This is a genomic window from Flavitalea sp., assembly GCF_035489435.1.
In the GTDB taxonomy this organism is placed as follows: Bacteria; Bacteroidota; Bacteroidia; order Chitinophagales; family Chitinophagaceae; genus DATHKG01.
This window is the reverse complement of the sequence record NZ_DATHKG010000082.1, coordinates 22,370-45,907: the sequence shown is the minus strand read 5'-3', so window position 1 is coordinate 45,907 and position 23,538 is coordinate 22,370. Positions and strand designations below refer to the sequence as shown.

Here is a 23,538-nt window from a genome sequence, read left to right as displayed (position 1 = left end):
ATCAGGGAACAAAAGCCGATCGGAGACAATCCCGCACGTGCGGGACATGAACAATGGTATTAACCAGGAATCACAGTGGCAAATCAAACCAACCGAAAGGCCCATCCGGCGGAGTGAAGAACCGAGTGAGCGCCATGAACGCGCAAAATCAACGAAGCACAAAAAGCGAAATCAGGCAACAATGTTATCCGCTAAAAAGATAAGGCTGTAAAAGATAAGATAGACTAATCCTCCAGTTGGTCAACGGATATATTCGCACATTGAAAACTCCTGCGATGATAAGTGCAGATACCATGAGTATCTATCGCATCACGGTGAGCGCGTGTACCATAGCCCTTGTTAGAGCTCCATTTATAATGCGGATATTCCTCATGCAGCTTTATCATATATTCATCACGATACGTTTTTGCCAGGATACTTGCAGCCGCAATAGATGCATAAATGCCGTCGCCCTGTATTATACAGGCATGGGGAGTTGTATTATAAGCTGTAAAACGGTTTCCATCTATGATTAAAAATCCGGGACGCTTTTGCAACTGGTCGAGGGCCAGGTGCATCGCTTTAAATGAGGCTTTAAGTATGTTTATGCGATCAATTTCATCATGATCAACTTTGGCTACTGCATAGGAAACCGCATATTTTTCGATAAACCCGCGAAGTATCGTGCGATCTTCTTCCTTAACTTGTTTGGAATCGTTCAGCAAAGGGTGAAAAAAAAGTGGAGGCAAAATAACAGCGGCCGCAAAGACCGGACCTGCCAGGCAACCACGACCAGCTTCGTCGCAGCCAGCTTCCATATATTCGTATTGATGATATACCTGCACAGGTTCCTTGTTTCATTTCAAAAATAAGACATGCCCGGCGAATCATTTTAATTTTACATCTTTGACCCGCTGTTTTCTTATCCACAACAAAGTGGATAAATTTTAGATACATGGATATTCTGGCTTATTTCTTGGCTGTGATCATCGGAATTTCCCTCGGGCTCGTCGGAGGTGGCGGTTCAATACTTACTGTGCCAGTGCTGGTTTACCTGTTACACATTGACCCGCTGATGGCAACTACCTATTCGCTTTTTATCGTAGGTATTACAAGCCTTGTAGGCGGAGCCAAGGCTTATTCAAAAAAACTGATCGACTTCAGGGCGGTGGCATTGTTTGGTATACCATCTATACTTTCAATTTTTATCGCCCGGCATTTTTTGCTGCCAGCAATTCCGGACTATCTGTTTGATCTCGGTAACATCGCCGTTACCAAAGACGTATTGCTGATGGTTGTATTTGCCCTGCTGATGTTTGCAGCAGCCATATCGATGATCAGGAACGAGTTGGCAATACCTCATTCTGAAAATAACGCAACCCCGAAAGATTCAAAATATTTTCATGAATTCGACAGGCACGAACCGAGCCTGGTGCTGGTTCTCCCTGGCTTATTAATCGGGTTGATTACCGGTCTGCTTGGTGCCGGTGGCGGATTTCTTATCATTCCTACGCTCGTTTTAATAATCCGGATGCCTATGAAGATCGCAGTCGGTACCTCCCTGTTGATTGTCTCCATTAATTCATTATTTGGCTTTGTTTTTAGTATCGGCATAACCCCGCAAGAGTTTAACTGGCCGCTGATGTTAATTTTTTCTCTGCTCGCTGTGATTGGCATTATCATCGGTAGCAAACTAAGTGATCGTATTCCGGGGGAAATACTTAAAAAAGCATTCGGTTGGTTCATTTTGATTATGGGTGTTTATATTTTAATCAGAGAATTATGGTTGTGATTTATACTTCATAATTATTCTTTAACGGGTGGATAGGCATTCCCTTCATAGGGATAGAATACTCTTTTACATTTCCGGAATACTCTTTTACATACCCGGAATACTTTTAACATTTCCAGAATACCCTTTTACATTTCCGTTATGTTAAAAAACTTTTGATGAACGTTTCCTTCCTAACTTTGCCCCCGCAATGCAAACACCTGGACAAAGCCGATCGACAAAAGCAGTAGCCATATGGTTATATATTGGTGTCTTTATGTTAATGATACAGGTAATACTCGGTGGTATCACCAGGTTAACAGGCTCCGGACTTTCTATTACAGAATGGAATGTTGTAAAAGGCTCAATGCCGCCCTTAACGGAAGGTCGCTGGATACAGGAATTTGAAAAATATAAAGCAACCCCGCAATTCCGCTTGCTCAATATGGACTTTACCTTATCTGATTTTAAATTTATTTATTTCTGGGAGTGGCTTCATCGCAATTGGGCAAGGTTGATAGGAATTGTTTTTGTTGCAGGCTTTATATACCTGGTTGCACGTAAGCATCTTCGTAAGGATATGTATGGACCTTTATTGATTTTACTACCACTTGGGGCACTGCTAGGGGCCGTAGGATGGATCATGGTTGTAAGCGGATTAAGCGGCGATGCAATATATGTTAGGCCAACAAGGCTGGCATTGCATTTTGTTTATGCAATTGGAGTTATATGTTATACATTCTGGCTTGCACTCCAATCGTCTGTTCCTGCCACGCAGCGCGTTTCAGTGCCCAAAATAAAAAACCGCGTGCTTGCGATATTAGTGGTCTTGTTTTTCCAGTTAATTTATGGCGCATTAATGGCTGGTCACAAAGCCGCAACTGCTGCCCCGACCTGGCCGGATATCAATGGAAATTTTGTTCCGCCGAATATCTTAAGTGAAACACCTCTGATGCTGAATTTCGTGGAGAATACGCAGACTATCCATTTTATTCATAGAATGCTTGCTTATCTTTTGCTGGTGCTGATCATTGAACTCCTGATAAAAATAAGCCGCAATACCAATGCTACTCCTTATCTTAAAAAAGCTGCTATTTTCCCACTCATTTTTGTAATAGTGCAGGCGTTGCTCGGTATTATTTCTGTCATCATCAGTCCCGGTATTATTCCCGGTAAATGGGGCGCGTTTGAATGGATAGCACAACTTCATCAAATAACCGGCATGCTCCTTGTTTTAAGCATGATTGTGCCCTGGTATCTTACCACGGGTAAATCTTTTAAGCAGTCTCCATAATCTGTAGCTGTCGATTTCGTTTAGATTATTGTAAATTAACGCTTAATTGAGCCGATGAGCTTTCGGCGACTGAAACCAGACCCTGCATGAAGTCATATTTCCGTGGACTATATTATTCTTTTCCTCTTCAGTTGGTGCTGTTACACTTAAAAAAGTTCCAGATTCTACTAATTTTTTGGTACCTGTTGTTTAGTACAGTCAGTGGTTCTTTTATGAAAAACTACGGTGCTGATTCGCTTTTCCTTGCACCCGAATACCTGGGCGAAGTAAATTTTGTAAGTGCGGCTATAGTCGGCATCTCTATTGGCATATTTATCATGAGCTGGAATATCACAACATTTATCCTGTTCAGCCGCCATTTTCATTTTCTTGCTACCACAACCAAACCGTTTTTAAAATATTGTATTAACAACGGGATAATACCATTGACATTCCTTATTTATTATTTTATCGAGGCCATTGTATTCGATACAAGGAAAGAACTGATGTCTGCAACTGAAGTGATCTATCTTACAAGTGGTTTTCTGACCGGGCTCACTCTGATAATAGGCATTTCTTTGTTTTATTTTTTTCGCGCAGACAAAAGTATCATACGCAGACTCACACCCGTTATTACAAACCCGGAACTTATAAAAGTACAATTCAAAAAAAGAGAAAGTAAGTTACATGGCAGCCGGCTCATCAAGGTTGAGTGGTATCTCAATTCAATTAAAAGATTGAAAAAGGTCAGAGACGTTTCACATTATAGCAATGAATTTATCGAATCAGTATTCAGCAGGCATCACTTTGCTGCGGTTCTTTCAATATTTATAGCTTTTTTGTTTCTGATCCTAATCGGTTTCTGGTCAGATGAACCCCTGTTCCAGTTACCTGCTGCTTCCGGCATCACCATATTTTTTGCGATACTGATCGCAGTTTCCGGAGCCTTCTCATATTTCCTGCAAAGCTATAGTCTGCCTGTGATGATATTGTTGTTTGCAATCATGAACCTGCTTTATAAATATGATGTAATCGATCCAAGTAATAAAGCCTATGGCCTTAACTATAATAACAGGGAGGAAAGACCTGTTTATGACAGGGATCAGATCATGAACATCATGTCAGAAAAAAATGTGCAGCGTGATAAAAAGAATATGATCGGTATCCTTAACCGGTGGAAGGCAAAACAAAAAACAGATAAGCCGATAATGTATATTATCAATACAAGCGGAGGTGGCAACCGCAGTGCGAGCTTTACGATGAATGTTTTGCAGAGACTCGACAGCCTAAGTAAAGGTGAATTGATGGACAAGACATTCCTGATCACGGGTGCTTCGGGCGGGATGCTTGGAGCTACTTATTTCAGGGAACTCTATAAGGAAAAGCTGGCGGGAAAAAAAATCAACATGCAGGATCGAAGCTATGTTGATGATATTTCGCAGGATCTTTTAAATGCATTGTTTACTTCTTTTGTAGCCCGCGATCTTGCTTCTCCCGCTCAAAAGTTTAAGGTGGGCGATTACCAGTATATCAAGGATCGTGGTTATGCTTTTGAGCAAAAACTAAATGAAAACACGCATGGTATTCTGAACAAACAATTGCGTGATTTTACTGCAGATGAAGCATCGGCCAGGGTGCCTCTGATGTTTTTTAATTCTGTTATTACAAGGGATGGAAGAAAACTAATTATCAGTACACAACCCGTAAGTTTTCTGATGAAACCAGTACATGATACCACGAACATGATGGCCATTGATGCAGATGGGGTTGACTACCAGGCACTGTTTTCTAAACAGGATCCCATGAATCTCCGGGTATTAACAGCTTTGAGAATGAATGCAACCTTTCCTTATGTGTTGCCAAATGTCTGGCTACCCACTACCCCTGTAATAGACGTAATGGATGCGGGTCTACGCGACAATTATGGGCAGGAATCTGCTATCAGGTTTGTACAGGTTTTCCGGGACTGGATCCGGGAGAACACAGGTGGGCTGGTCTTTATACAAATCAAAGACAGGAAAAGCGGGGGATGGGAAAATCCTTATGAATCAACAGATGTAACAGAGCTGGTAACAAAACCTATGCTACTGCTACAGTTTAACTGGTATAAGATGCAGGAATACAACCAGGATGACCTGCTGGGTTTAACCCAGGCGGTTATTGGTCAGCAGCTACATAAGATTTCGTTCCAGTATGTGCCCAAAAAAGAAGATGGAAGGGCAGCACTGAGCTTTCATCTTACCAAAAGAGAAAAAAGAAATATTGCTGATGCGCTTGACAATGATAACAACCAGCAGGCCTTTGATCATTTCCTGAAAATACTTCGACCACTCCCCTCTGTAGGTATGCAATAATTGCTCTAATGCAATTTATCAATACATAAAATAAAGGGATCTTCGATTTTTATACAGTGTTCTCTAATCGTTGTAAAGAAATCTCTGATTGTTATCAAGAGCCATCTGATTGTTGTAAAGTATTCTCTGATTATTATTAAGAGCTCTCTGATTGCTGTAAAGTATTCTCTGGTTGATATAAAGCATTCCCTGATTGATCAGGGATGTAATAATCGAAAGGCTTTTTTGATAACCCTGATATGAAACTTTTCTGCGGTTTCAACCGGGTCACCATCTATATGTAATGGCGCCAGACCTGGATTGCTGATGGTTAATTCGTTGGTCTGAAAATATATAATGTTTTTCTTTTTGATATGATCGCTTACTCTTTGCAATGCATTGATACCGGTTGCCTGGCTAATGATAGAAAAAGGCACCATCAGTTTACTCATTTTCTTGACAATTACAATATCAAGCAAGCCATCATTAAGACTCGCCTTTGGAGCGATGGTAAAATTATTGCCAAACTGATTACTGTTGGCAACACAAACAAAGAAGGCATCTTCAAGAAAACTACCTTCGCTGCAGTTGATTTCAAAAGAGTAAGGTGCTGCCTTAAAAAAATTTATAGCGGATACTTTAATATAAGTCTGCAGTCCTCTCCTTTTCTGTTTTGCAAAATCATGCGCTACCTGTGCATCGAAACCCATACCACAAAGCATACAAGAAAACCGGTTGTTGATATAAAATCCATCAATAAACGAGGTTTTTCCTTTCAGGATAATATCAAGCGCCCTGGATGGTGCTTTGGGAATGCCTGCTGCGAGCGCAAGGCCATTTCCCGACCCTTTTGGAATGATGCCGATATTCACCGGAATGTCCATCAGCTGTGATACAACACTATTCACGGTACCATCACCACCACAGATGATTACATCAGTTATACCTTCTGAACGTATTTTATTGGCAAGGGCCGCATAATTTCCGTCTTTGTCTGTTGAAACGATCTTAAAGGGAAAGTTATATTTTGCAATTCGTTGGGATATAAGTTCTTTTAGTAACTCTTTCTTACCGCTGCCTGAAATAGGATTGATAAGAAAGATGAACTTTCTGTTTCTTCCACCTGGATCTGAAGGAACAGGAAACTCATCCCTGGAAATTCCGCGGTTAACCTTTTTTAAAGACACTTGCAGGAGTATTAACCGGCAAGTTAATAAGTTAATCTTACAGCCGGCAGACAGATACGAATGATTAAATAATTGTAGTTTAGTAACACAATTACCAGTATGCGAAAAATATTATGGGTGCTTCTTGTTCTTTTTGCAGTCCTTGCTATAGCCTATGTTTTAGGACCCGCACCTCAAACGCCGGTATACAGCAGGTCGATACCAACAATTCCTGCAGAGGCATACCCGCTTGAAACCTATATCCGGAAAAAAGAATCACAGCATAAAATAAAACCTGATAACGAAGCAAGGATTATCTGGTATAATGATTCGCTCAAGAAAAAAACACCATATTCACTTGTTTACCTCCATGGGTTTAGTGCATCCCAGGCAGAAGGTGCGCCTGTTCACCGCAATATCGCCAGGGAGTTCGGATTTAATCTTTACTTATCCCGCCTCGCCGAACATGGAATAGATACCACCGAACCCATGATGCAATTAACTGCTGACCGCTATTGGGAATCAGCTAAGGAAGCATTGGCCATAGGACATATGATTGGAGATAAGGTAATACTTGTTGGTACTTCCACGGGTGGCACAAATGCATTGCAGCTGGCGGCAACATATCCGGATGATGTGGCTGCCATTGTACTTTTATCACCAAACATCGAAATAAATGATCCGAATGCCTGGATATTAAATAATCCATGGGGCCTGCAAATTGCACAATTGATAAAGGGTTCACCCTATATTCTTTCCCCCGATACAAGACCAATCAATATGCAATACTGGTCTTCAAAATACAGGCTTGAAGCTGCAGTTGCCCTGCAGGAACTGCTTGAAACAACTATGACTGAAGAAACTTTTAAAAAAATCACACAACCAGCACTGTTATTATATTATTACAAGGATGAGATACACCAGGACAGTACCGTTAAGGTTTCTGCCATGCAACGGATGTTTGATGAACTTGCAACCCCGGCTTCAAAGAAGGTTGCAGTTGCCATGCCGAACACCGGCACCCATGTAATCGGATCATATATCAGGTCTCATGATGTAACCGGAGTACAAAGGGAGATTGAAAACTTCCTGGTGAACATAGCAGGCATCAAAAAAGTAGGGCCCTGAATTCAATAAACTCCAGATTGCCGGTTTCAAAGTTTACACTTAAATTCAGGATTCAATAACTGTTTATGGCTTTGTCTCAAAGGTTCCTGGCTCTTGACGTTTTTCGCGGTATGACGGTCTGTTTTATGATCATTGTAAATACACCGGGAAACGGATCAACTACATTTTCGCCTTTACTACATGCATCATGGCACGGCTTCACTCCAACTGACCTTGTGTTTCCTTCATTTCTGTTTGCTGTTGGCAATGCAATGATATTTGCGACCCGGAAATGGGAAACGATGACCCAATCGCAGGTACTTTGGAAAATATTTAAAAGAACTTTCATCATTTTTCTTCTTGGTTACCTGATGTACTGGTTCCCTTTCGTTGAATACAACCAGGCCGGCGGGTTCAGTATGCGCCCATTTGAGAAAACAAGAGTTTTCGGAGTTTTGCAGCGGATAGCACTGTGTTATGGCATTGCAGCCCTGATGGTTTATTATCTGAAACCAAGAATGATCCTGAGCATTTCAGCAGCATTGCTTCTGATTTATTGGGCGGTCATGATCTGGTTCGGCGAATCCGCGGACCCACTGGGCCTGAACACAAACGCTGGTGTACAACTCGACCGGTTTCTGATAGGTGAGAACCATCTCTATCATGGAGAGGGGGTGGCCTTCGATCCCGAGGGGCTCTTAAGTACGATTCCGGCCATTGTGAATGTAACAGGAGGTTATTTCGCAGGCAAATACATTCTTGAGAAAGGTAAAACATATGAAACACTCAGTAAGCTACTCCTTGCGGGAGCTGCCCTTCTTGCAATCGCCTACTGCTGGGACCTCTTGTTTCCAATAAACAAAAAACTCTGGACCAGTTCTTTTGTACTGCTCACGGTGGGGCTTGACTGCATGATCCTGGCTTCGATCATATATATAGTTGATTTTTTAAAGAAGACCAGGTGGACTGAATTTTTCCAGGTTTTTGGCAAAAACCCGCTATTCATTTACCTCCTGTCAGAAGTAATCGCCATACTTATGTATTTTTTCCAGGTCGAAGGGAACATCTCAGTCTACAATTGGATATTCCGAACCTTTTTCCTTCCTTTCGGAGGCCATACCGGCTCCCTGGTATTTGCCCTTTCAGTTATGCTAACTTGTTGGCTTGTAGGATGGTGGATGGACCGCAACAAGATTTACATAAGGGTTTAGTTTAATTTAGTAAGAAGTTTTCAATTCCGGCTTGCCTTCCGGCTGATTTTTCGTACTTTTGCGCACGTTTCGAAAATCCGAAACAATTGGGCAAAGGCCCGCAATTATAGAGCGCATTATGGAAATCAGAAATATAGCAATTATCGCACACGTTGACCACGGCAAAACAACACTCGTGGATAAAATTTTACACCAGACTAATGTGTTCCGGGCTAACCAGGACACCGGTGATCTTATAATGGATAGCAACGACCTCGAAAGAGAACGTGGTATCACCATCTTCAGTAAGAATGCTGCTGTTGTATACAAAGGTGTAAAAATTAATGTGATCGATACACCGGGTCACTCTGACTTTGGTGGTGAAGTTGAACGTGTGTTGAAAATGGCTGATGGAGTTGTGTTACTGGTAGATGCCTTTGAAGGCCCTATGCCACAAACACGTTTTGTGCTTCAAAAAGCGCTGCAGTTAAACCTGAAGCCAATTGTTGTAATTAATAAGGTTGACAAACCAAACTGCCGTCCTGATGAAGTTCATGAAGCGGTATTTGAATTGTTCTTCAACCTGGATGCATCTGAATACCAGTTGGATTTCGCAACTTATTATGGTTCCGGAAAAAATGGCTGGTTCAATGATACAAACGAACAAAGTGCTGACATTACTCCTTTGCTCGATGGTATTATTAAACATGTACCGCCACCGAAAGTAAGTGAAGGTCCCTTGCAAATGCAGATCACTTCCCTTGACTATTCTTCATTCCTTGGCCGTATCGCCGTAGGTCGTGTTGCCCGCGGTTCTATACGTGAAGGTCAGCCTATTGCTTTGATGCAGGCTGAAGGAGTGATTAAAAAATCGAGAGTTAAAGAATTATATGTTTTCGAATCACTTGGAAAGAAAAAAGTAACTGAAGTTATAGCAGGCGATATCTGTGCGGTAGTTGGTCTTGAAGATTTCAACATCGGTGATACCATTGCCGATTCTGAAAATCCGGAAGCACTCGCAGTTATCAGCGTTGATGAGCCGACCATGAGCATGATGTTTGGTATCAACAACTCACCCTTCTTTGGTAAAGATGGTAAATTCGTTACTTCACGTCACCTTCGTGACCGCCTGATGAAGGAAACTGAAAAAAACCTTGCACTCCGTGTAGAAGACACTGATGGCGGGGGTGATAACTTCCTCGTTTTCGGACGCGGTATACTTCATCTTGGAATTCTTATCGAAACCATGCGTCGTGAAGGTTATGAACTGACCGTTGGTCAGCCACAGGTTATCGTAAAGGAAATCGACGGCAAAAAACATGAACCATATGAAACTTTGGTGGTTGATGTGCCTGCTGAATACAGTGGTAAAGTAATTGACCTGGTAACACAACGTAAAGGTGAAATGCATGTGATGGAAACTAAAGGTCAAATGCAACATCTTGAGTTTGAAATCCCATCAAGAGGTCTGATCGGCCTTCGTTCACAAATGCTTACAAACACTGCCGGTGAAGCAGTAATGGCTCACCGCTTTAATGAATATAAACCATGGAAAGGACCAATTCCGGGTCGTAGCAATGGTGTGCTGATTGCTAAAAACCAGGCTCCTACAACAGCCTATTCTATCGACAAATTGCAGGATCGCGGTTCGTTTTTTGTGGATCCGGGTGATGAAGTATATGTTGGGCAGATCATTGCCGAGCATATCAAACCAGGTGACCTGATTGTAAATGCAACTGAAGGAAAAAAGCTTACCAACATGCGTGCAAGTGGTAGTGATGATTCAGTAAGAATTGTTCCAAAGATCCAGATGACACTTGAAGAATGTATGGAGTATATCCAGCAGGATGAGTGCATCGAAGTAACTCCAAAAAATATCCGTCTTCGTAAGGTAATTCTTGATGAAGATGAGAGAAAAAGAGTTCAGAAGAGAATGGGAGCTGAAGCTTAATCAGTTCAATTACAAATATTTTATTTAAAGGGATGTTTCCGAAAGGCAACATCCCTTTTTTAATAGAATTTTCGGCACCAATCCACTATTCAGACACGGATTCAGGGTGTTTTACAAGCCAAACAGTGCCAATGGCTCAAAATCTCTACCTCCGGCTCAAGCTTCTGTTCTGAATTCATGAATAGCAGGTAAATTTAGTTATTCATGAGGATCTCCCGTAAGCTATACAGGTTACTGGCCTATAGCTGTATTTGCCTGTTGCACATCAACATGCTGTACGGGCAATCCCTGCTTTTCTCCAAATTGAATGCTTCTCACGGTCTTTCTGAAAACAACGCCCGCACACTTACTATTGATAAAAATGGATTTTTATGGATTGGAACCTCACAGGGACTGAATCTGTATGATGGCTATACAGTTCGCACATATTTCAAGGAGCATAACCCCGAGCTTCCTTCAGATGTGATTGTGGAGGTTAAGGCTGATAGTAAAAATAATGTCTGGATCGGAACTCCCGAGGGTGCGAGCTGGCTTGATAAGAACCGTCGTTTTCATAGGGTTACCATTAACGATACCTTGCAAAAATTCGGTTGTCCCAGCATCTTTGAAACAAAAAAATACGGAATAATTCTTTTCGGAGATAAGGGCCAGTTTTATTATGATAGTTCAATTAATAAATGGAAAAAACTGGATTGGATACCGCCAGCGCTGAACCGTGTGTTTTGGGATACTGAAAAGTTTGCTGATGACAAATTCATTTTTTGCGTAGACACCCTCGTTACCATTATTGACTATAGTACACATAAAACTATTTACCAGGGCGCCTTCAGTTTTCCGTTAAGCGCCTGTAAAATCAATGAGTCCCAGATTGCTATTGGTTTGCAGAAAGGACATGTGTTAATTGTTGATATCAGGACTGGTAAAACCGTAAAAACATATGAGTTAAAACACAAACTGAACGGCCAGCTTTTGAATAGTAATCTCACAGAAGTAAGGCAAGCTTCCAACGGTGACTTACTGGTTGCCACGGACCTCAATGGCCTGGTTGTTATTAGCCAGGATGGGAAGATTACGGAACACACACATGATCCGCTTGATGCGCATTCTTTGTCATCTAACTATACTTATCGCGTGCTAGCCGGTTCAAAAGGCGAAGTGATAGTCGGCACTTATACATCCGGGGCTAATTTGGGTAACGTACTAAATAAATCTGCGGGTTACACGCGTGTATTTAAAGATAAAGAGGGCAACCTGTTTGATAATTATCTTACAGACATTGCGGCTGGTGACAATGGAGTCTTTTGGATAGGTGCAATGGATCGACTGATAAAGTGGAACCGGACCACAAATCAATCAGAGTTTTATACCAACCATACAAATACAGAATTTGGAGTAAGGCCTTATGAGATCCGATCGATTTTTCCGCTCCACAACAACAAAATTCTCGTTGGGACAAATGGCGGCGGGTTGACACTGTTTGATGTAAATACCAATAAATTTAAAAACATCCCAAGAGATAGCAGCCTTGGTCCCGCGGCAGCATCAAGGGGAGTGATGGAAATGGTTAAGTTATCCAACGGCAGTTTGTGGGTAGGAACACTTGGCGGCTTATTCGCATTAGATCCTGAAACGTTCAAGGTCACTTCATTCAGTAATCATCCACAGCTTAAAGAGCTGGATAAGAAAAGGGTTTTTAAAATATATGAAGACAGGCGTGGAAGAATCTGGATAGGCACCAGTTCCCACGGTGCTTACGTATATGATCCCCTGCGGCAAACGATCCGGAACTACTCGACAAAGGAAAACCTCCCTTCGAATTCAGTCTATTCAATAACCGGGGATAAAAAAGGAAACATTTTTATTAGTAGCAACACCGGGTTTACAGTGCTCGATCCGACGGATCATATCCTGAATTACACTTACAACAAAGGGCTAAGATATAATTACTGCCAGGATCTGCTTGAAGACAGTATCAGTGGTACAATCTGGATTGCAAACACCAGGTGCCTCATCAAATTCAATCCTGCTGATAGTTCGATGCAATACTTCGAAGAAAATTCCGGGCTTAGCATTGAAGGGTTCAGGATTGGTAGTTCATTTAAAACCAATGATGGAGAGATGCTCTGGGGCAGCCGTAGCGGGGTGAATTACTTCCATCCCGATAAACTCGTAAGTATACCTTCCAGACTTACCTTAAGTATCCAGGATTTGAAATTCAATGGTGAAACGCGGCACATTACTGACAATGTCAGTCTGCGGTTGACATATTTGTCAAACGATATCTCATTTTATTTTTCAGCTGTGAACCTTTATGGGTCCAAAAATATTCATTACCAATATAAACTTTCAGGCTACGAAAAGGACTGGCATACCGGTATTGACATCAGGGAAGCACACTATACATCTCTGCCCACAGGAAATTTCAGTTTCGAAGTGCGTGCCAGTCTCGACGGCATAAACTGGATAAAATCCAACAATTCGGTATCTGTATACATCGTACCCCCAATATGGCAACGATGGTGGTTCATCACAGCTTGTATTATTGTCCTGGCAGGATCATTTCTCTGGCTATTTGTAAACCGCAACAAAAAGATACTTGAACAGCGCGAAGAAATTGAAATGGAACAGGCAATCAATTACTTCGCTACCAACATGTATGAAGCACAGACCGTTGAAACCATTCTTTGGGAGGTGGCGAGAAGTTGTATAGGTAGACTAGGATTTGAAGATTGTGTTATTTACCTGCTTGATGAAAAAAGACAGGTGCTTGTTCAAACTGCTGCTCACGGACCAAAAAGTCCCGCGGAAAATCAAATAACCAACCTTATTGAAATACCACTCGGGAAGGGGATTGTCGGAAGCGTGGCTTTGAGCGGTAAAGCTGAGATTATTGACGATACATCAAAGGATCCCCGTTATATCATTGACGACGCCTTCAGGTTATCTGAAATCACGGTTCCAATCATCTCCGATGGTAAAGTGCTTGGCGTTGTAGACTGCGAACACTCAATAAAAGGGTTCTTTACTCAAAAGCATTTGTCTATTCTTAACACTATTGCATCTTTGTGTGCTAATAAGATCATCAGGATCAGGGCAGAAAAGGAGAGGGAGAAGGCGCAGGCAATTCTTATGGACACCCAGCACAAAATGGCTGAGATTGAAATGCAGGCACTCAGGGCTCAAATGAATCCGCATTTCATATTCAATTGTCTGAATTCGATCAACAGGTATATTGTCAAGAGCGACCAGGCAACCGCTTCCCTTTATCTTACCAGGTTCGCAAAACTGATCCGCCTGATTCTTGACAACTCAAATAATAAAAATGTGATCCTGGCAAACGAGCTGGAAGCGCTGAAACTTTATATAGAAATGGAAGCGCTGAGGTTTGATAAGAAATTTACCTACAGTATTGTGGTTGATGAATCGGTTTGTGCTGATAGTGTGGAAGTGCCTCCGCTGATCATCCAGCCATACGTTGAAAATGCCATCTGGCACGGGTTGCTTCATAAAGAAACAGAAGGGTATTTGTTGATTTACGTCTCAAAATTGTCGGAAAACATGATAAAGGTGGTAATTGAGGACAATGGTGTTGGGAGAGAAAAGGCAAAAGAGCTGAGAAGCAAATCTGCCACAACCCGGAAATCCCTGGGTATGAAACTAACTGAAAACAGGCTTAGCCTGCTTAATAAATATGCTGAACTCACTGCGAGTGTAGATATCATTGATCTTAAAACGGAAGGTGAAACCGCAGAAGGGACGAAAGTGGTATTAAAAATTCCGATTTTGTAAACTTCTTCTTATGCAGAAAACAATAAAGCAAACACTTGTTAAAACAATAAACGCTTTTCAAAATAATCATATGATAAAATGTGTTCTGATTGATGACGAAAGCAACAGCCTTGAAATGATGGAGTGGTTGTTAAAGACCTATTGTCCCGAAGTTAAGATCGAGGCAATGTGTAACTCTGCAGAAAAGGGACTGGAAGCGATCCACCTCCACCGTCCGGATGTAGTTTTCCTGGATATTGAAATGCCTCATATGAACGGGTTCGACATGCTGGAGCAATTTGATAAGTTGTTTTTTGATGTGGTTTTCTGCACTGCCTATGACCAGTTTGCCATCAAAGCATTTAAATACAGTGCATTGAACTACCTGCTGAAACCGGTAGATCCGGACGACCTTAAGGAAACGATCAGCAGGTTGCAGGCAAAAAGATCCTCGCCTTCGCCGGACCAGATAAAATTATTGCTTGAAAATATTCGTCAAACCCCAAAACAAACCGTTCAGCGTATTGCTCTTACAACCAATGATGGGATGATTTTCGTTTCAACCGGTGACATTATTTATTGTGAAGCGGAAAGTAACTATACCAATATCGTGTTGAGCACAGGTAAAAAAATCATGGTCTCCAAGGTATTAAAGGATATCGACGAGGCTCTTTCCGGTCCTGATTTTTTCAGGGTCCACAATTCGTTCCTGATTAATATTAACCGGATTAAAAAATTTGTCCGGGGCGAGGGTGGATATGTGATAATGGATGATGGAACAACCGTTAGTATTTCCCGCTCCAGGCGCCAGGAGTTTATGGAACTTTTCTCCAGGTTTTGACCAGGCATCATTCCCGGTGATTTGCAGTTAAGCGTTGAATAAATTTTTTACCCCTTTTTTACCCCTTCTTTAACAACCAATACGCGCCCCTTTTCAGGGGCGCTTTTTTGTATTAATAATTATTAGTAATAATTACTCTCGGACTCAGTAATCGCCTGGTTCTATAGAGAGGCCAGTGTTGAACGGTGACTCTCATATTTAAACGGTTTATTTCATAGGTAATGTCTGCAAAGCAATCGCACGGTTTAAATCATCCTCAAAGTACCGGTTATGAATTTTTATAGTTTAAATAAGGCTTAAACTATCGACGATGAATTTGTAAGGTTATGTCATGCGCAAACTATCGACCATAAATTTGTAGGGTTATGTCATGCGCAAACTATCTACGTTGAAACTGTACGGTTTCGATACATGTGATTAGTGTGTGACATGCAGATGAACAAATATCCATAGACAATTCAATCATGCTTGTCTACAATTGGATCGCCTTACTATACAATTCAATCAACGTTATAGACAACCTGATCGTTACAGCTGTACCTTGCAAGCAATGCCTGTAATGCAGTGTGGTCAATAGTTACAGGGCATTGCGAGAAATGCAAGCTACATGGATACCGCAACAGGTTACTAAATATCACCACTATATGTGATTGCCTTAGCTTTACCTTCGTGTTATATTTGCATCGTCAATGAGAAACATATGAATGACAATAGCAAAATCAGTTATTCCCGCCGGCAAAGCAACTGATTTTGTTAAAGAAAAATAAAAAGCAAAAAAAGGCTGTAACATTTTTAAAAGAACGTCGTCATATTATCATAACCACACAATTAAAAAAACATTTATAAAAAACACACAATGAAACACAGAATTTTAACCCTCGCTTTGTTACTGTCATTATCACTCAGTAATATTTTCGCAAACACCAATGAAGAAGTTGTAAATGCAAAAGCTGTTAATTCGTTCAAGAAAGAATTCAGCCAGGCCCAGGAAGTAAAATGGGAAAATAGCAAGCAATATGTAAAGGCAACATTCAAGATAAATGACCAGGTTATGATTGCTTACTACTCTAATGCTGGTGAATTACTTGGTATCACAAGAAATCTTACAACAAGCCAGTTGCCAATCAATCTTATGACCGATATCAAAAAGAATCATAAGAACTCCTGGATCACAGATCTGTTTGAGATCACAACCAATGATGAAACAAACTATTACATCACCCTGGAAGATGCAGATCAAATTGTTGTTTTGAAATCAGCTGGTAGCTATGGCTGGACAACATTTAAAAAAGAAAAGAAAAATAATCAGTAATTTTTTCTCAGTTGGTTTTAGTTGGATAGAAAAAAATAACCCCCGGCGTCGGGGGTTATTTTTTTTGAGTCATTGTCTTTGAGTCATTTTTTTTGAGTTATGAGTTATGAGTGATGAGTTATGAGTTATGAGTTATGAGTGATGAGTTATGAGTGATGAGTTATGAGTGAGTGATGAGTTACGAGTCATGAGATATTTCATCATTGAAAATTTAAATAACTCACTCATAACTCATAACTCATCACTAAATAACGCTTGTTCATCAACGTTATAACATGTAATTATTAAATCACGGCTTGCTGTTGTTAAACGCACTTTTATTTTTGCTAAATACTCAAAACATCTTTTAAAAGGTTTGCTATGATGATAGCTTTGTTTTATCAACGATTTCAAATCATCATTAAAACCTTAATCAATGAAACTTTTCAAGTTTACTATTCTCTCATTGGCACTTGTATTAACATTTGTGTCCTGTTCTAAAAAAAGCAGCGACGATTCAACATCAGCTCCCAGTTCACTTGATGGTGTCTGGGCCGGCAAGTCTGTAACTGAATCGAATAACAGTACAAATTTTTATTCTTTCGAAATCAAACCGAACGGAACGCTTAACCGGCTTGACGAAACAGGAGCAGTGGCCGGAACAGGCATCTGGGGTGTTAGCGACAACATTTTTCAGGGCACTTACAAAAATGCCAACAATGAAAAATTTTCAGTCATTGGATCTTATAACAAAGGGCTGGCTAAAATTCTCGGGAACTGGGGTTATGGTCACAGTGTAACAAACGGAGGTACCTGGGAGATGACCCGGAAAAAGTAACTCTTCAATGAGTCATCATTTTTCACTAAGACATTCATATCTCTTTTTCATAACTCATAACTCATAATTCATAACTCTCTTAACAAGTTTTATCATGAAAAAATTAACAATATTAAAACTTGCACTTTTTACAATAACATTGGCTAAGGCACAATTAAATTTAGGTATAAAGGGTGGTCTCACTGTTGCCAATCAAAACAGGGTGGATCATGAAGACTATTATGAACAATCCACTAAAGCAAGGACAACATTTCACATCAGTGTTTTTGCAGACACGAAGATTGTGGAGAACGTATATGCACAGCCTGGAATCATGTTTACAGGCAAAGGCGCTGAACATACCAGCTCTTACAGCGGAACAAAAACAGACTTCAATATGACATACATTGATTTGCCATTGAATGTTGTTTACAAGTACCCTTTATCTTTCGGGAAAATCTATGGAGGTGGAGGGCCTGTGATAAGTTTTGCGACAGGTGGCAAAATCGAGCAAAATGGAAAGTCAAAGAAAATGTTTGGTGATACAAATGACGATTACAAAAAAGGTGATTTCGGTTTCAACCTGCTTGCAGGTGTTGAATTATCAAACGGCTTTGTTGCTGGCCTATCTTATCAGTCAGGCTTTGTAGATATTTATAAACACGAAGCTGCAAAAATAAAAAACAGGACTTTTAATTTGTCTGTTGGTTATCTGTTGAACAGGGAAAAGTAATCAATACGGAGAACCAGGGATGACGGACGACGCGGCAGGAAACTGCCGCTTTTTTTATGTAAATTGCCTTGATCAGTATAAAAAAAGGTACCTTCCTCTGCATCAACACTAAGTTTTCCCGATGAAAAAATTATATAAGAAGTTACTTCACAAAAATATCTCGTTTAACCATGTTTGCGAGGTGGGTGTCTTTCTTCCGGAATATTCAAATATTATAGACTTTATAAAAAAAGGAATCCGGGCCACCCTGGTCGAGGCGGACCCGATAACAGCAGCAAAAATTGTTACTTATTTCAAAGACGATAATGTAATCGTTCATCCCGTGGCCATTTTTGATCGTAATGGACAGGTTCAGTTATCAAGATATGATCAGTCGACTTTCGTAACTGCATTAAAATCCACACCTGCAATAATTAACGACCGGTATAAACAAAATGATGCTGATGTTTTTACTACCGAGTGCAGGTTGTTTTCTGAAATAGACACAGGTGATATAGACCTGATCAGTATAGATATCGAAGGCTGCGAATGGTATGTGATTGATAAGATGATTAGCAGACCTAAAATTATATCAGTTGAAACACATTCCAAGGCTTATGTGAATCCCAATATTCTACTGATTGAAACATGGATGAGGGATAACTCATATACAATGTGGTACCAGGATCTTAGCGATACCGTTTATGTTCAATCCTCCTTGTTCAACCCTGGCATAAACGATAAACTTCAGACCAGTTATTCCAGGGGAAGGGTTAAGTGGAAAAAATTCAAACAAAGCGTGAAGAGCCGGTTTTAGCCTGGAATCTTAATTCCAAAGCATCCATTAATCTGACTGGTTCAACATCTGCCATGCAATGACAGGCTGATGGAGATCTTCTGCAATCCGAACAGTTTTTTTCTGAAACAAAAACTTTTGCATTTTCACCCAGAGGCGCCCATCTACCGGGATGAATGGGTCGGATCGGCGGAAAGATCCCGAAAGCATCTTTGCCAAGCGCAGCTGCGATATGCAATGGCCCCGTTCCACTGGCAACCAGTCCATCACATCTTTTTATAAATGACATAAACTGGTAGAGATCCATTTTACCCGTAATATCAGTAACACGATCCTTAACATGATCAAAAACAGGTTGAAGCATCGCCCGTTCTGCTTCAGTTCCCGAAATAAAAATATTGAAGCGTTGTGGTTCGAGTAAATTGATGAGGGCGATGAAATTGCTCAAACCCCATTCTCTTCCATTTCCCTGCGATTTCGGATGCAAAATGAGGTTGTATTTTTCCGGATGAACCAGTGATGACAAAGTCGGTCCCAGAGGCTGGATACGCTCCAGTCCAAAGGACTCCCCGATTTTTGAAAGCGGAAATGTTTCGGTAATTCCAAGAGGTGCAAGTAATTTGAGATTAAGCTGAGCCTCGTGCAAATCGGATTTCTTACGACTGAGCCTGACAAGTTTGTTGCAGGTTGTCCAATGAAACAGGCGGTTTGTTGTTCCTATCCTTAACGCGATCTTTAACTCACGCGCACGTTTGGCCACTGCCTTATGCGGAAATACATGAATGATACATTGAGGCTGCCGGCCTGCAATAGCCAGCGGTTTATTCATAAAATCATTCAGACTGATAAACTGATCCACATAGGCACAAGCGCGTATAACCGGCTTAGTATATTCTTTGCCAAGGAAGGCAATCTTGCAATCCGGATACTTCTCTTTGATAATCTTTGCCATCGGTAAAGTGAGCACCACATCCCCTATACTGTCTGTTCTGCTAATGATAATATTTTCCGGAATCATCTTGAATTTGATGTTATTTTGCGACGGGTGTCCGAACAATCTTTTGAACAGTGCAAGCTATCAAATTTCAGTTTGTGTACCTAATTGCCACAGCTGCGAAAAAGTAACGGAGCATGGAATATTCATCAATCAAGGACTTAGTGACTCATCCATATTCAAAATACCTTGGGGCAATAAAAAGTGGCGATATAAAATCCCTGGCCCGTTCGATTTCATTGATTGAAAATGAAGCTCCCGGCTACGAAATAATGCTGGAATCGCTGACACCTGATGATGCTATCCGAATTACCGGTATAACAGGTCCACCGGGTGCAGGTAAAAGTACCATTGTCGATGCACTGATAGAAAAATTTATTGGCGCCGGAAAAAGAGTGGCAGTGTTATGTGTAGATCCTTCTTCTCCTTTTAATCTTGGCGCTTTATTGGGAGACCGGATCCGGATGAGCAACTGGTATAACCATCCCGAAGTTTATATCAGGTCACTTGCTACCCGTGGCTCGCTGGGCGGGCTTCATCCTAAGATTATCGAGATCACCGAATTACTAAAAACAGCTCCTTTCGATCATATTATCGTTGAAACTGTTGGTGTCGGTCAAAGTGAAATTGAGATAACCGGGCTTTCTGATACGACTGTTGTTGTTTTGGTGCCTGAGTCAGGGGATGGGGTTCAGGCCATGAAATCTGGTTTGATGGAAATAGCAGATATTTTCGTGGTAAACAAGGCGGATCGGCCCGAAGCTGATACATTTACCAGGAACCTGAAACTGATGATGAAAACTTCAACTCCTTTACATGAAAAGCATCCCCCAATTATAAAAACAATTGCTTCGGCTAAGCATGGTATTGATGAACTGTTACATGAAATAAATCATCACCAGCTAAACAGTTCCATTCCTGAAAAAAGATCCTGGCTACTTGCAGAAAGAGCCTTTCACCTGCTGCAACAACAGAAGATGAAAGGCTATGATAAATCGAAAATTAAATCAGCAATAGAGCTGGCACTCAAAAAAGGAAGATTCAATCTGTTCCGGTTTGTAAAAACCCTTGACGAAACTCCCGGCTAGTCCATATCACCGCAACCAATTGGTGCGCCCGGGGGAATTGGTGAATGTATGGTCGGGGTTGCTTTTTCCGGTGCCTTCATTCTTTCCAATGCCATTTCAAGATGGGCCTGGTAATTCTCATCCTTTGTAATTTTCAGTTGTGCATTGATGTAATTCTTTAACTCTTTTGTTTTCAGCTGCACTACTGCTTTGGCTTGTATTGAACTGCCCTGATCTACACCCGAAGCAAGCAAATAGGTGAGCAGGATTTGCTCAGTCTGGAATTGAATCAGCTTTTGCATGCCCGTTTTACGAGGTGCTTTCCAGGTTTTATCGATCAGCGTTTTAATCATTTCCGAAAGGCCAAGCCCATCAGAACCTGATTCGTATTGAATCAACCTGGTAAGCCGCGAACCATCAAACAAAAATGATAATGGCAGATCTGCTGCAGTTTCTGCGGGTGTCAACGCATCGAATGCAAGCCCTGTACGTTTTTTAAATATTTCCACACCACCCTCGTAACCTGCCGGCCTCGGGGGAATGATATTCAGGATTTGCTGTGGTAGTACCAGTTTCCCGGGATCCAGGCAGTTTATAACTGCGTTTAATGCTCTCAGTTGTTCTTCCTTACTGACAGCCTTTGTTATTTGCTGACCATCGCCGCGGATAGCATATGTATAATACATACCGCCCACAATCTTGGTAACAGCTTCGAGTTGATAACGATGATAAAGATAAATAGGTACAAGTACTTCTTCCAGTACTGCCATTGGTACCCCGGTCCTGATGTTTTTTTCACCAAATTGGGACAATGCTTTTGAACGGATCTTCATCACATCATTCAATTCAGTAACTGCATCTTTGCCATTATCCCACAAATGAGCCTGGGGATGTAAGCCACCCGGGCTCCTGGCATCCCGGTCAGAAATAAATTGCAAACCCTGCCCCGCAGCCCCCGTAAGTATCTTATTAAGCTCAATACTTTCAGCTGGATTATTTGTAAACTCTTTATAACCCCAGGTTATAGCTACTTTATCCCAGGCTCCGATTTTATTATCATATGCCTCATTTAATGAGATCTCTCCATTCGCATCAAGTTTTACTGTCGGATGTGGATAGTCCATCACGCTTGCACGGTCGCTTACACTTGCAGCATAATTGTGCATTAATCCAAGTGTATGGCCGATTTCATGGGCTGAGAGTTGTTTTAGTCGCTCGACAGCCATTTTCAACATTTTGTTATCTGCCGGAACCCCGGTGATAAAAGGTGCAAGCAATCCTGTTGCAATAAGGTAATCCTGGCGAACCCGCAAAGATCCCAGGGTTACATTGCCTTTGATGATTTCACCAGTACGCGGGTCAACAACTGAAGCTCCATATGACCAGCCACGGGAAGAACGATGTACCCAGTTGACCATATTATACCTGATGTCCATCGGGTCTGCCGAGTCCGGAAGAAGACGGACCTGGAATCCATCTTTAAAACCAGCAGCTTCGAAAGCCTGGTTCCACCAACGGGCACCTTCAAGCAAGGCACCGCGGATCGGTTCAGGAGTTCCATTATCGATATAATAAACGATAGGTTTAATGGCCTCACTATATGCTTCAGCAGGATTTTTCTTTTGAAGCCGGTGTCTTATAATAAACTGTTTTTCGATCGGCTCAGTGACTGGTGTACTGAAATCGAAAAATGAAACGGGTATAAAGCTTGATCTCGGATCGAAAACACGCGGCCTGTAATTACTATCCGGTAACTGCACGAACGAGTGGTGCATTCTGAGTGTTATAGCTTCAGGCGATGGCGTGACTGCTCTTAGAAAATTACCCGCTTCACCATCTGAACTGGTTAAAGTGATAGTTGCTTCAATCTCCGTATTCAATGGAAAATTTTTTGTTCCATTTAGATAAATCGCCGACCTGGTTTTATCAAAACTATAGTTCCCCTGTCTCATCCGCCTTAGTGAAGCTGAAACCATCAAGGCGTCGCGTAGAAGGAAGTCAGTAGCATCTACCAGGTACCTGTTACCGGTTTCCGCTTCAATTACAAAACCCCAGATGGTGGACTGTGCGAAAGACTGTTCAACTGCCCTTTTTTCAGGGACATCACCAGTCACAGCCCGATACTCGTAATTCGGTTGGATCATCATCAGTTTGCGACCGGTTTTTGAAAACCTTACGATTTTGCTGGAACCGAGGCGGCCGCGATCAAGACCTATATCATTCGATCCCAAGCCCGCTGGCAGTGAACTGGCATAAAGAATTTCCGTTTCTGTCTTATCTACTTCCATCCATATCTTGCCCTGCACTTCATCCCAATACAAATTAAAAAACCCGGGTAATTTTTTGTAACTGGTAATTTTTTCTTCAATGGTCGGCATTTTCTGCGCGACCAGGTTAAAAGGAAGCAAAAAAGCAAGTAAAACTGTCCATCTCATACGCATATAATTTTGGTGCATACAAGATAAAGCCCCGTGAGGAAAGA

General features: G+C 41.4%; 18 protein-coding genes. 14 read left to right on the top strand and 4 right to left on the bottom strand.

Annotated features, from left to right (window positions below; translation table 11 throughout):
* Positions 1 to 211: hypothetical protein (locus VK664_RS12310; protein WP_461398963.1), on the top strand; the 211-nt coding region annotated here is incomplete at its 5' end.
* Between the two features lie 13 nt (positions 212 to 224).
* Here the strand turns inward: VK664_RS12310 and VK664_RS12305 are convergent.
* Positions 225 to 824, bottom strand: a complete 600-nt coding sequence (locus VK664_RS12305; protein WP_461398962.1) for a ribonuclease HII — start codon at positions 822 to 824, stop codon at positions 225 to 227.
* 110 nt (positions 825 to 934) lie between these two features.
* On the opposite strand from VK664_RS12305, the gene VK664_RS12300 reads away from it, so the two are divergent.
* From VK664_RS12300 to VK664_RS12290, 3 genes are all read left to right on the top strand, one after another.
* On the top strand, positions 935 to 1,771 hold the full coding sequence (locus VK664_RS12300) for a sulfite exporter TauE/SafE family protein (RefSeq protein ID WP_461398961.1): 837 nt from the start codon (positions 935 to 937) through the stop codon (positions 1,769 to 1,771).
* Between the two features lie 190 nt (positions 1,772 to 1,961).
* Positions 1,962 to 3,044, top strand: coding sequence for a COX15/CtaA family protein (locus tag VK664_RS12295; protein WP_461398960.1), 1,083 nt, complete (start codon positions 1,962 to 1,964; stop codon positions 3,042 to 3,044).
* An 86-nt stretch (positions 3,045 to 3,130) separates the two neighbouring features.
* On the top strand, positions 3,131 to 5,377 hold the full coding sequence (locus tag VK664_RS12290) for a patatin-like phospholipase family protein (protein ID WP_461398959.1): 2,247 nt from the start codon (positions 3,131 to 3,133) through the stop codon (positions 5,375 to 5,377).
* Between the two features lie 197 nt (positions 5,378 to 5,574).
* Here VK664_RS12290 and VK664_RS12285 read toward each other — a convergent pair whose 3' ends face one another.
* A complete protein-coding gene (locus VK664_RS12285) occupies positions 5,575 to 6,543 on the bottom strand; it encodes a diacylglycerol/lipid kinase family protein (protein WP_461398958.1) in 969 nt (322 codons plus the stop codon).
* Positions 6,544 to 6,642: 99 nt separating this feature from the next.
* Here VK664_RS12285 and VK664_RS12280 point away from each other — a divergent pair, with 99 nt between their 5' ends.
* The 9 genes from VK664_RS12280 to VK664_RS12240 all read left to right on the top strand — a co-directional run bounded on the left by VK664_RS12280 (position 6,643) and on the right by VK664_RS12240 (position 19,016).
* Positions 6,643 to 7,650: an alpha/beta hydrolase gene (locus tag VK664_RS12280; RefSeq protein WP_461398957.1), complete on the top strand. Its 1,008-nt coding sequence runs from the start codon at positions 6,643 to 6,645 to the stop codon at positions 7,648 to 7,650.
* 65 nt (positions 7,651 to 7,715) lie between these two features.
* Complete coding sequence (locus tag VK664_RS12275; RefSeq protein ID WP_461398956.1) at positions 7,716 to 8,840, top strand: acyltransferase family protein; 1,125 nt, start codon at positions 7,716 to 7,718, stop codon at positions 8,838 to 8,840.
* A 118-nt stretch (positions 8,841 to 8,958) separates the two neighbouring features.
* The gene (gene typA, locus VK664_RS12270; protein ID WP_461398955.1) at positions 8,959 to 10,770 is read left to right on the top strand and encodes a translational GTPase TypA; all 1,812 of its coding nucleotides are present in this window, start codon (positions 8,959 to 8,961) and stop codon (positions 10,768 to 10,770) included.
* Positions 10,771 to 10,974: 204 nt separating this feature from the next.
* Positions 10,975 to 14,559, top strand: a complete 3,585-nt coding sequence (locus VK664_RS12265) for a two-component regulator propeller domain-containing protein (RefSeq protein ID WP_461398954.1) — start codon at positions 10,975 to 10,977, stop codon at positions 14,557 to 14,559.
* Between the two features lie 10 nt (positions 14,560 to 14,569).
* On the top strand, positions 14,570 to 15,379 hold the full coding sequence (locus VK664_RS12260; protein ID WP_461398953.1) for a LytR/AlgR family response regulator transcription factor: 810 nt from the start codon (positions 14,570 to 14,572) through the stop codon (positions 15,377 to 15,379).
* An 856-nt stretch (positions 15,380 to 16,235) separates the two neighbouring features.
* Positions 16,236 to 16,691 (top strand): hypothetical protein, encoded by a 456-nt coding sequence (locus VK664_RS12255; RefSeq protein WP_461398952.1) that lies wholly within the window; start codon positions 16,236 to 16,238, stop codon positions 16,689 to 16,691.
* Positions 16,692 to 17,106: 415 nt separating this feature from the next.
* Positions 17,107 to 17,508 (top strand): hypothetical protein, encoded by a 402-nt coding sequence (locus tag VK664_RS12250; protein WP_461398951.1) that lies wholly within the window; start codon positions 17,107 to 17,109, stop codon positions 17,506 to 17,508.
* A 94-nt stretch (positions 17,509 to 17,602) separates the two neighbouring features.
* Positions 17,603 to 18,220 (top strand): porin family protein, encoded by a 618-nt coding sequence (locus VK664_RS12245; RefSeq protein ID WP_461398950.1) that lies wholly within the window; start codon positions 17,603 to 17,605, stop codon positions 18,218 to 18,220.
* 121 nt (positions 18,221 to 18,341) lie between these two features.
* Positions 18,342 to 19,016, top strand: coding sequence for an FkbM family methyltransferase (locus VK664_RS12240; RefSeq protein ID WP_461398949.1), 675 nt, complete (start codon positions 18,342 to 18,344; stop codon positions 19,014 to 19,016).
* Here the strand turns inward: VK664_RS12240 and VK664_RS12235 are convergent.
* Positions 18,988 to 20,013: a glycosyltransferase family 9 protein gene (locus VK664_RS12235; protein WP_461398948.1), complete on the bottom strand. Its 1,026-nt coding sequence runs from the start codon at positions 20,011 to 20,013 to the stop codon at positions 18,988 to 18,990. The genes VK664_RS12240 and VK664_RS12235 overlap by 29 nt on opposite strands.
* Before the next feature lie 113 nt (positions 20,014 to 20,126).
* On the opposite strand from VK664_RS12235, the gene meaB reads away from it, so the two are divergent.
* The gene (gene meaB, locus VK664_RS12230; RefSeq protein WP_461398947.1) at positions 20,127 to 21,077 is read left to right on the top strand and encodes a methylmalonyl Co-A mutase-associated GTPase MeaB; all 951 of its coding nucleotides are present in this window, start codon (positions 20,127 to 20,129) and stop codon (positions 21,075 to 21,077) included.
* Here meaB and VK664_RS12225 read toward each other — a convergent pair.
* Positions 21,074 to 23,491 carry a zinc-dependent metalloprotease gene (locus VK664_RS12225; RefSeq protein WP_461398946.1) on the bottom strand — a complete coding sequence of 806 codons (2,418 nt, stop codon included), beginning with the start codon at positions 23,489 to 23,491 and terminating at the stop codon, positions 21,074 to 21,076. The two genes, meaB and VK664_RS12225, sit on opposite strands and share 4 nt — an antisense overlap.
* Between the last annotated feature and the right edge of the window lie 47 nt (positions 23,492 to 23,538).

Bases quoted from the DNA above. Each gene is read 5' to 3' on its own strand.
- VK664_RS12225 (WP_461398946.1), bottom strand. From the start codon at position 23,491: ATGAGATGGACAGTTTTACTTGCTTTTTTGCTTCCTTTTAACCTGGTC.
- VK664_RS12245 (WP_461398950.1), top strand. From the start codon at position 17,603: ATGAAAAAATTAACAATATTAAAACTTGCACTTTTTACAATAACATTG.
- VK664_RS12250 (WP_461398951.1), top strand. From the start codon at position 17,107: ATGAAACTTTTCAAGTTTACTATTCTCTCATTGGCACTTGTATTAACA.
- meaB (WP_461398947.1), top strand. From the start codon at position 20,127: ATGGAATATTCATCAATCAAGGACTTAGTGACTCATCCATATTCAAAA.
- VK664_RS12235 (WP_461398948.1), bottom strand. From the start codon at position 20,013: ATGATTCCGGAAAATATTATCATTAGCAGAACAGACAGTATAGGGGAT.
- VK664_RS12295 (WP_461398960.1), top strand. From the start codon at position 1,962: ATGCAAACACCTGGACAAAGCCGATCGACAAAAGCAGTAGCCATATGG.
- VK664_RS12290 (WP_461398959.1), top strand. From the start codon at position 3,131: ATGAAGTCATATTTCCGTGGACTATATTATTCTTTTCCTCTTCAGTTG.
- VK664_RS12280 (WP_461398957.1), top strand. From the start codon at position 6,643: ATGCGAAAAATATTATGGGTGCTTCTTGTTCTTTTTGCAGTCCTTGCT.
- VK664_RS12265 (WP_461398954.1), top strand. From the start codon at position 10,975: ATGAGGATCTCCCGTAAGCTATACAGGTTACTGGCCTATAGCTGTATT.
- VK664_RS12255 (WP_461398952.1), top strand. From the start codon at position 16,236: ATGAAACACAGAATTTTAACCCTCGCTTTGTTACTGTCATTATCACTC.
- typA (WP_461398955.1), top strand. From the start codon at position 8,959: ATGGAAATCAGAAATATAGCAATTATCGCACACGTTGACCACGGCAAA.
- VK664_RS12260 (WP_461398953.1), top strand. From the start codon at position 14,570: ATGCAGAAAACAATAAAGCAAACACTTGTTAAAACAATAAACGCTTTT.
- VK664_RS12300 (WP_461398961.1), top strand. From the start codon at position 935: ATGGATATTCTGGCTTATTTCTTGGCTGTGATCATCGGAATTTCCCTC.
- VK664_RS12275 (WP_461398956.1), top strand. From the start codon at position 7,716: ATGGCTTTGTCTCAAAGGTTCCTGGCTCTTGACGTTTTTCGCGGTATG.
- VK664_RS12240 (WP_461398949.1), top strand. From the start codon at position 18,342: ATGAAAAAATTATATAAGAAGTTACTTCACAAAAATATCTCGTTTAAC.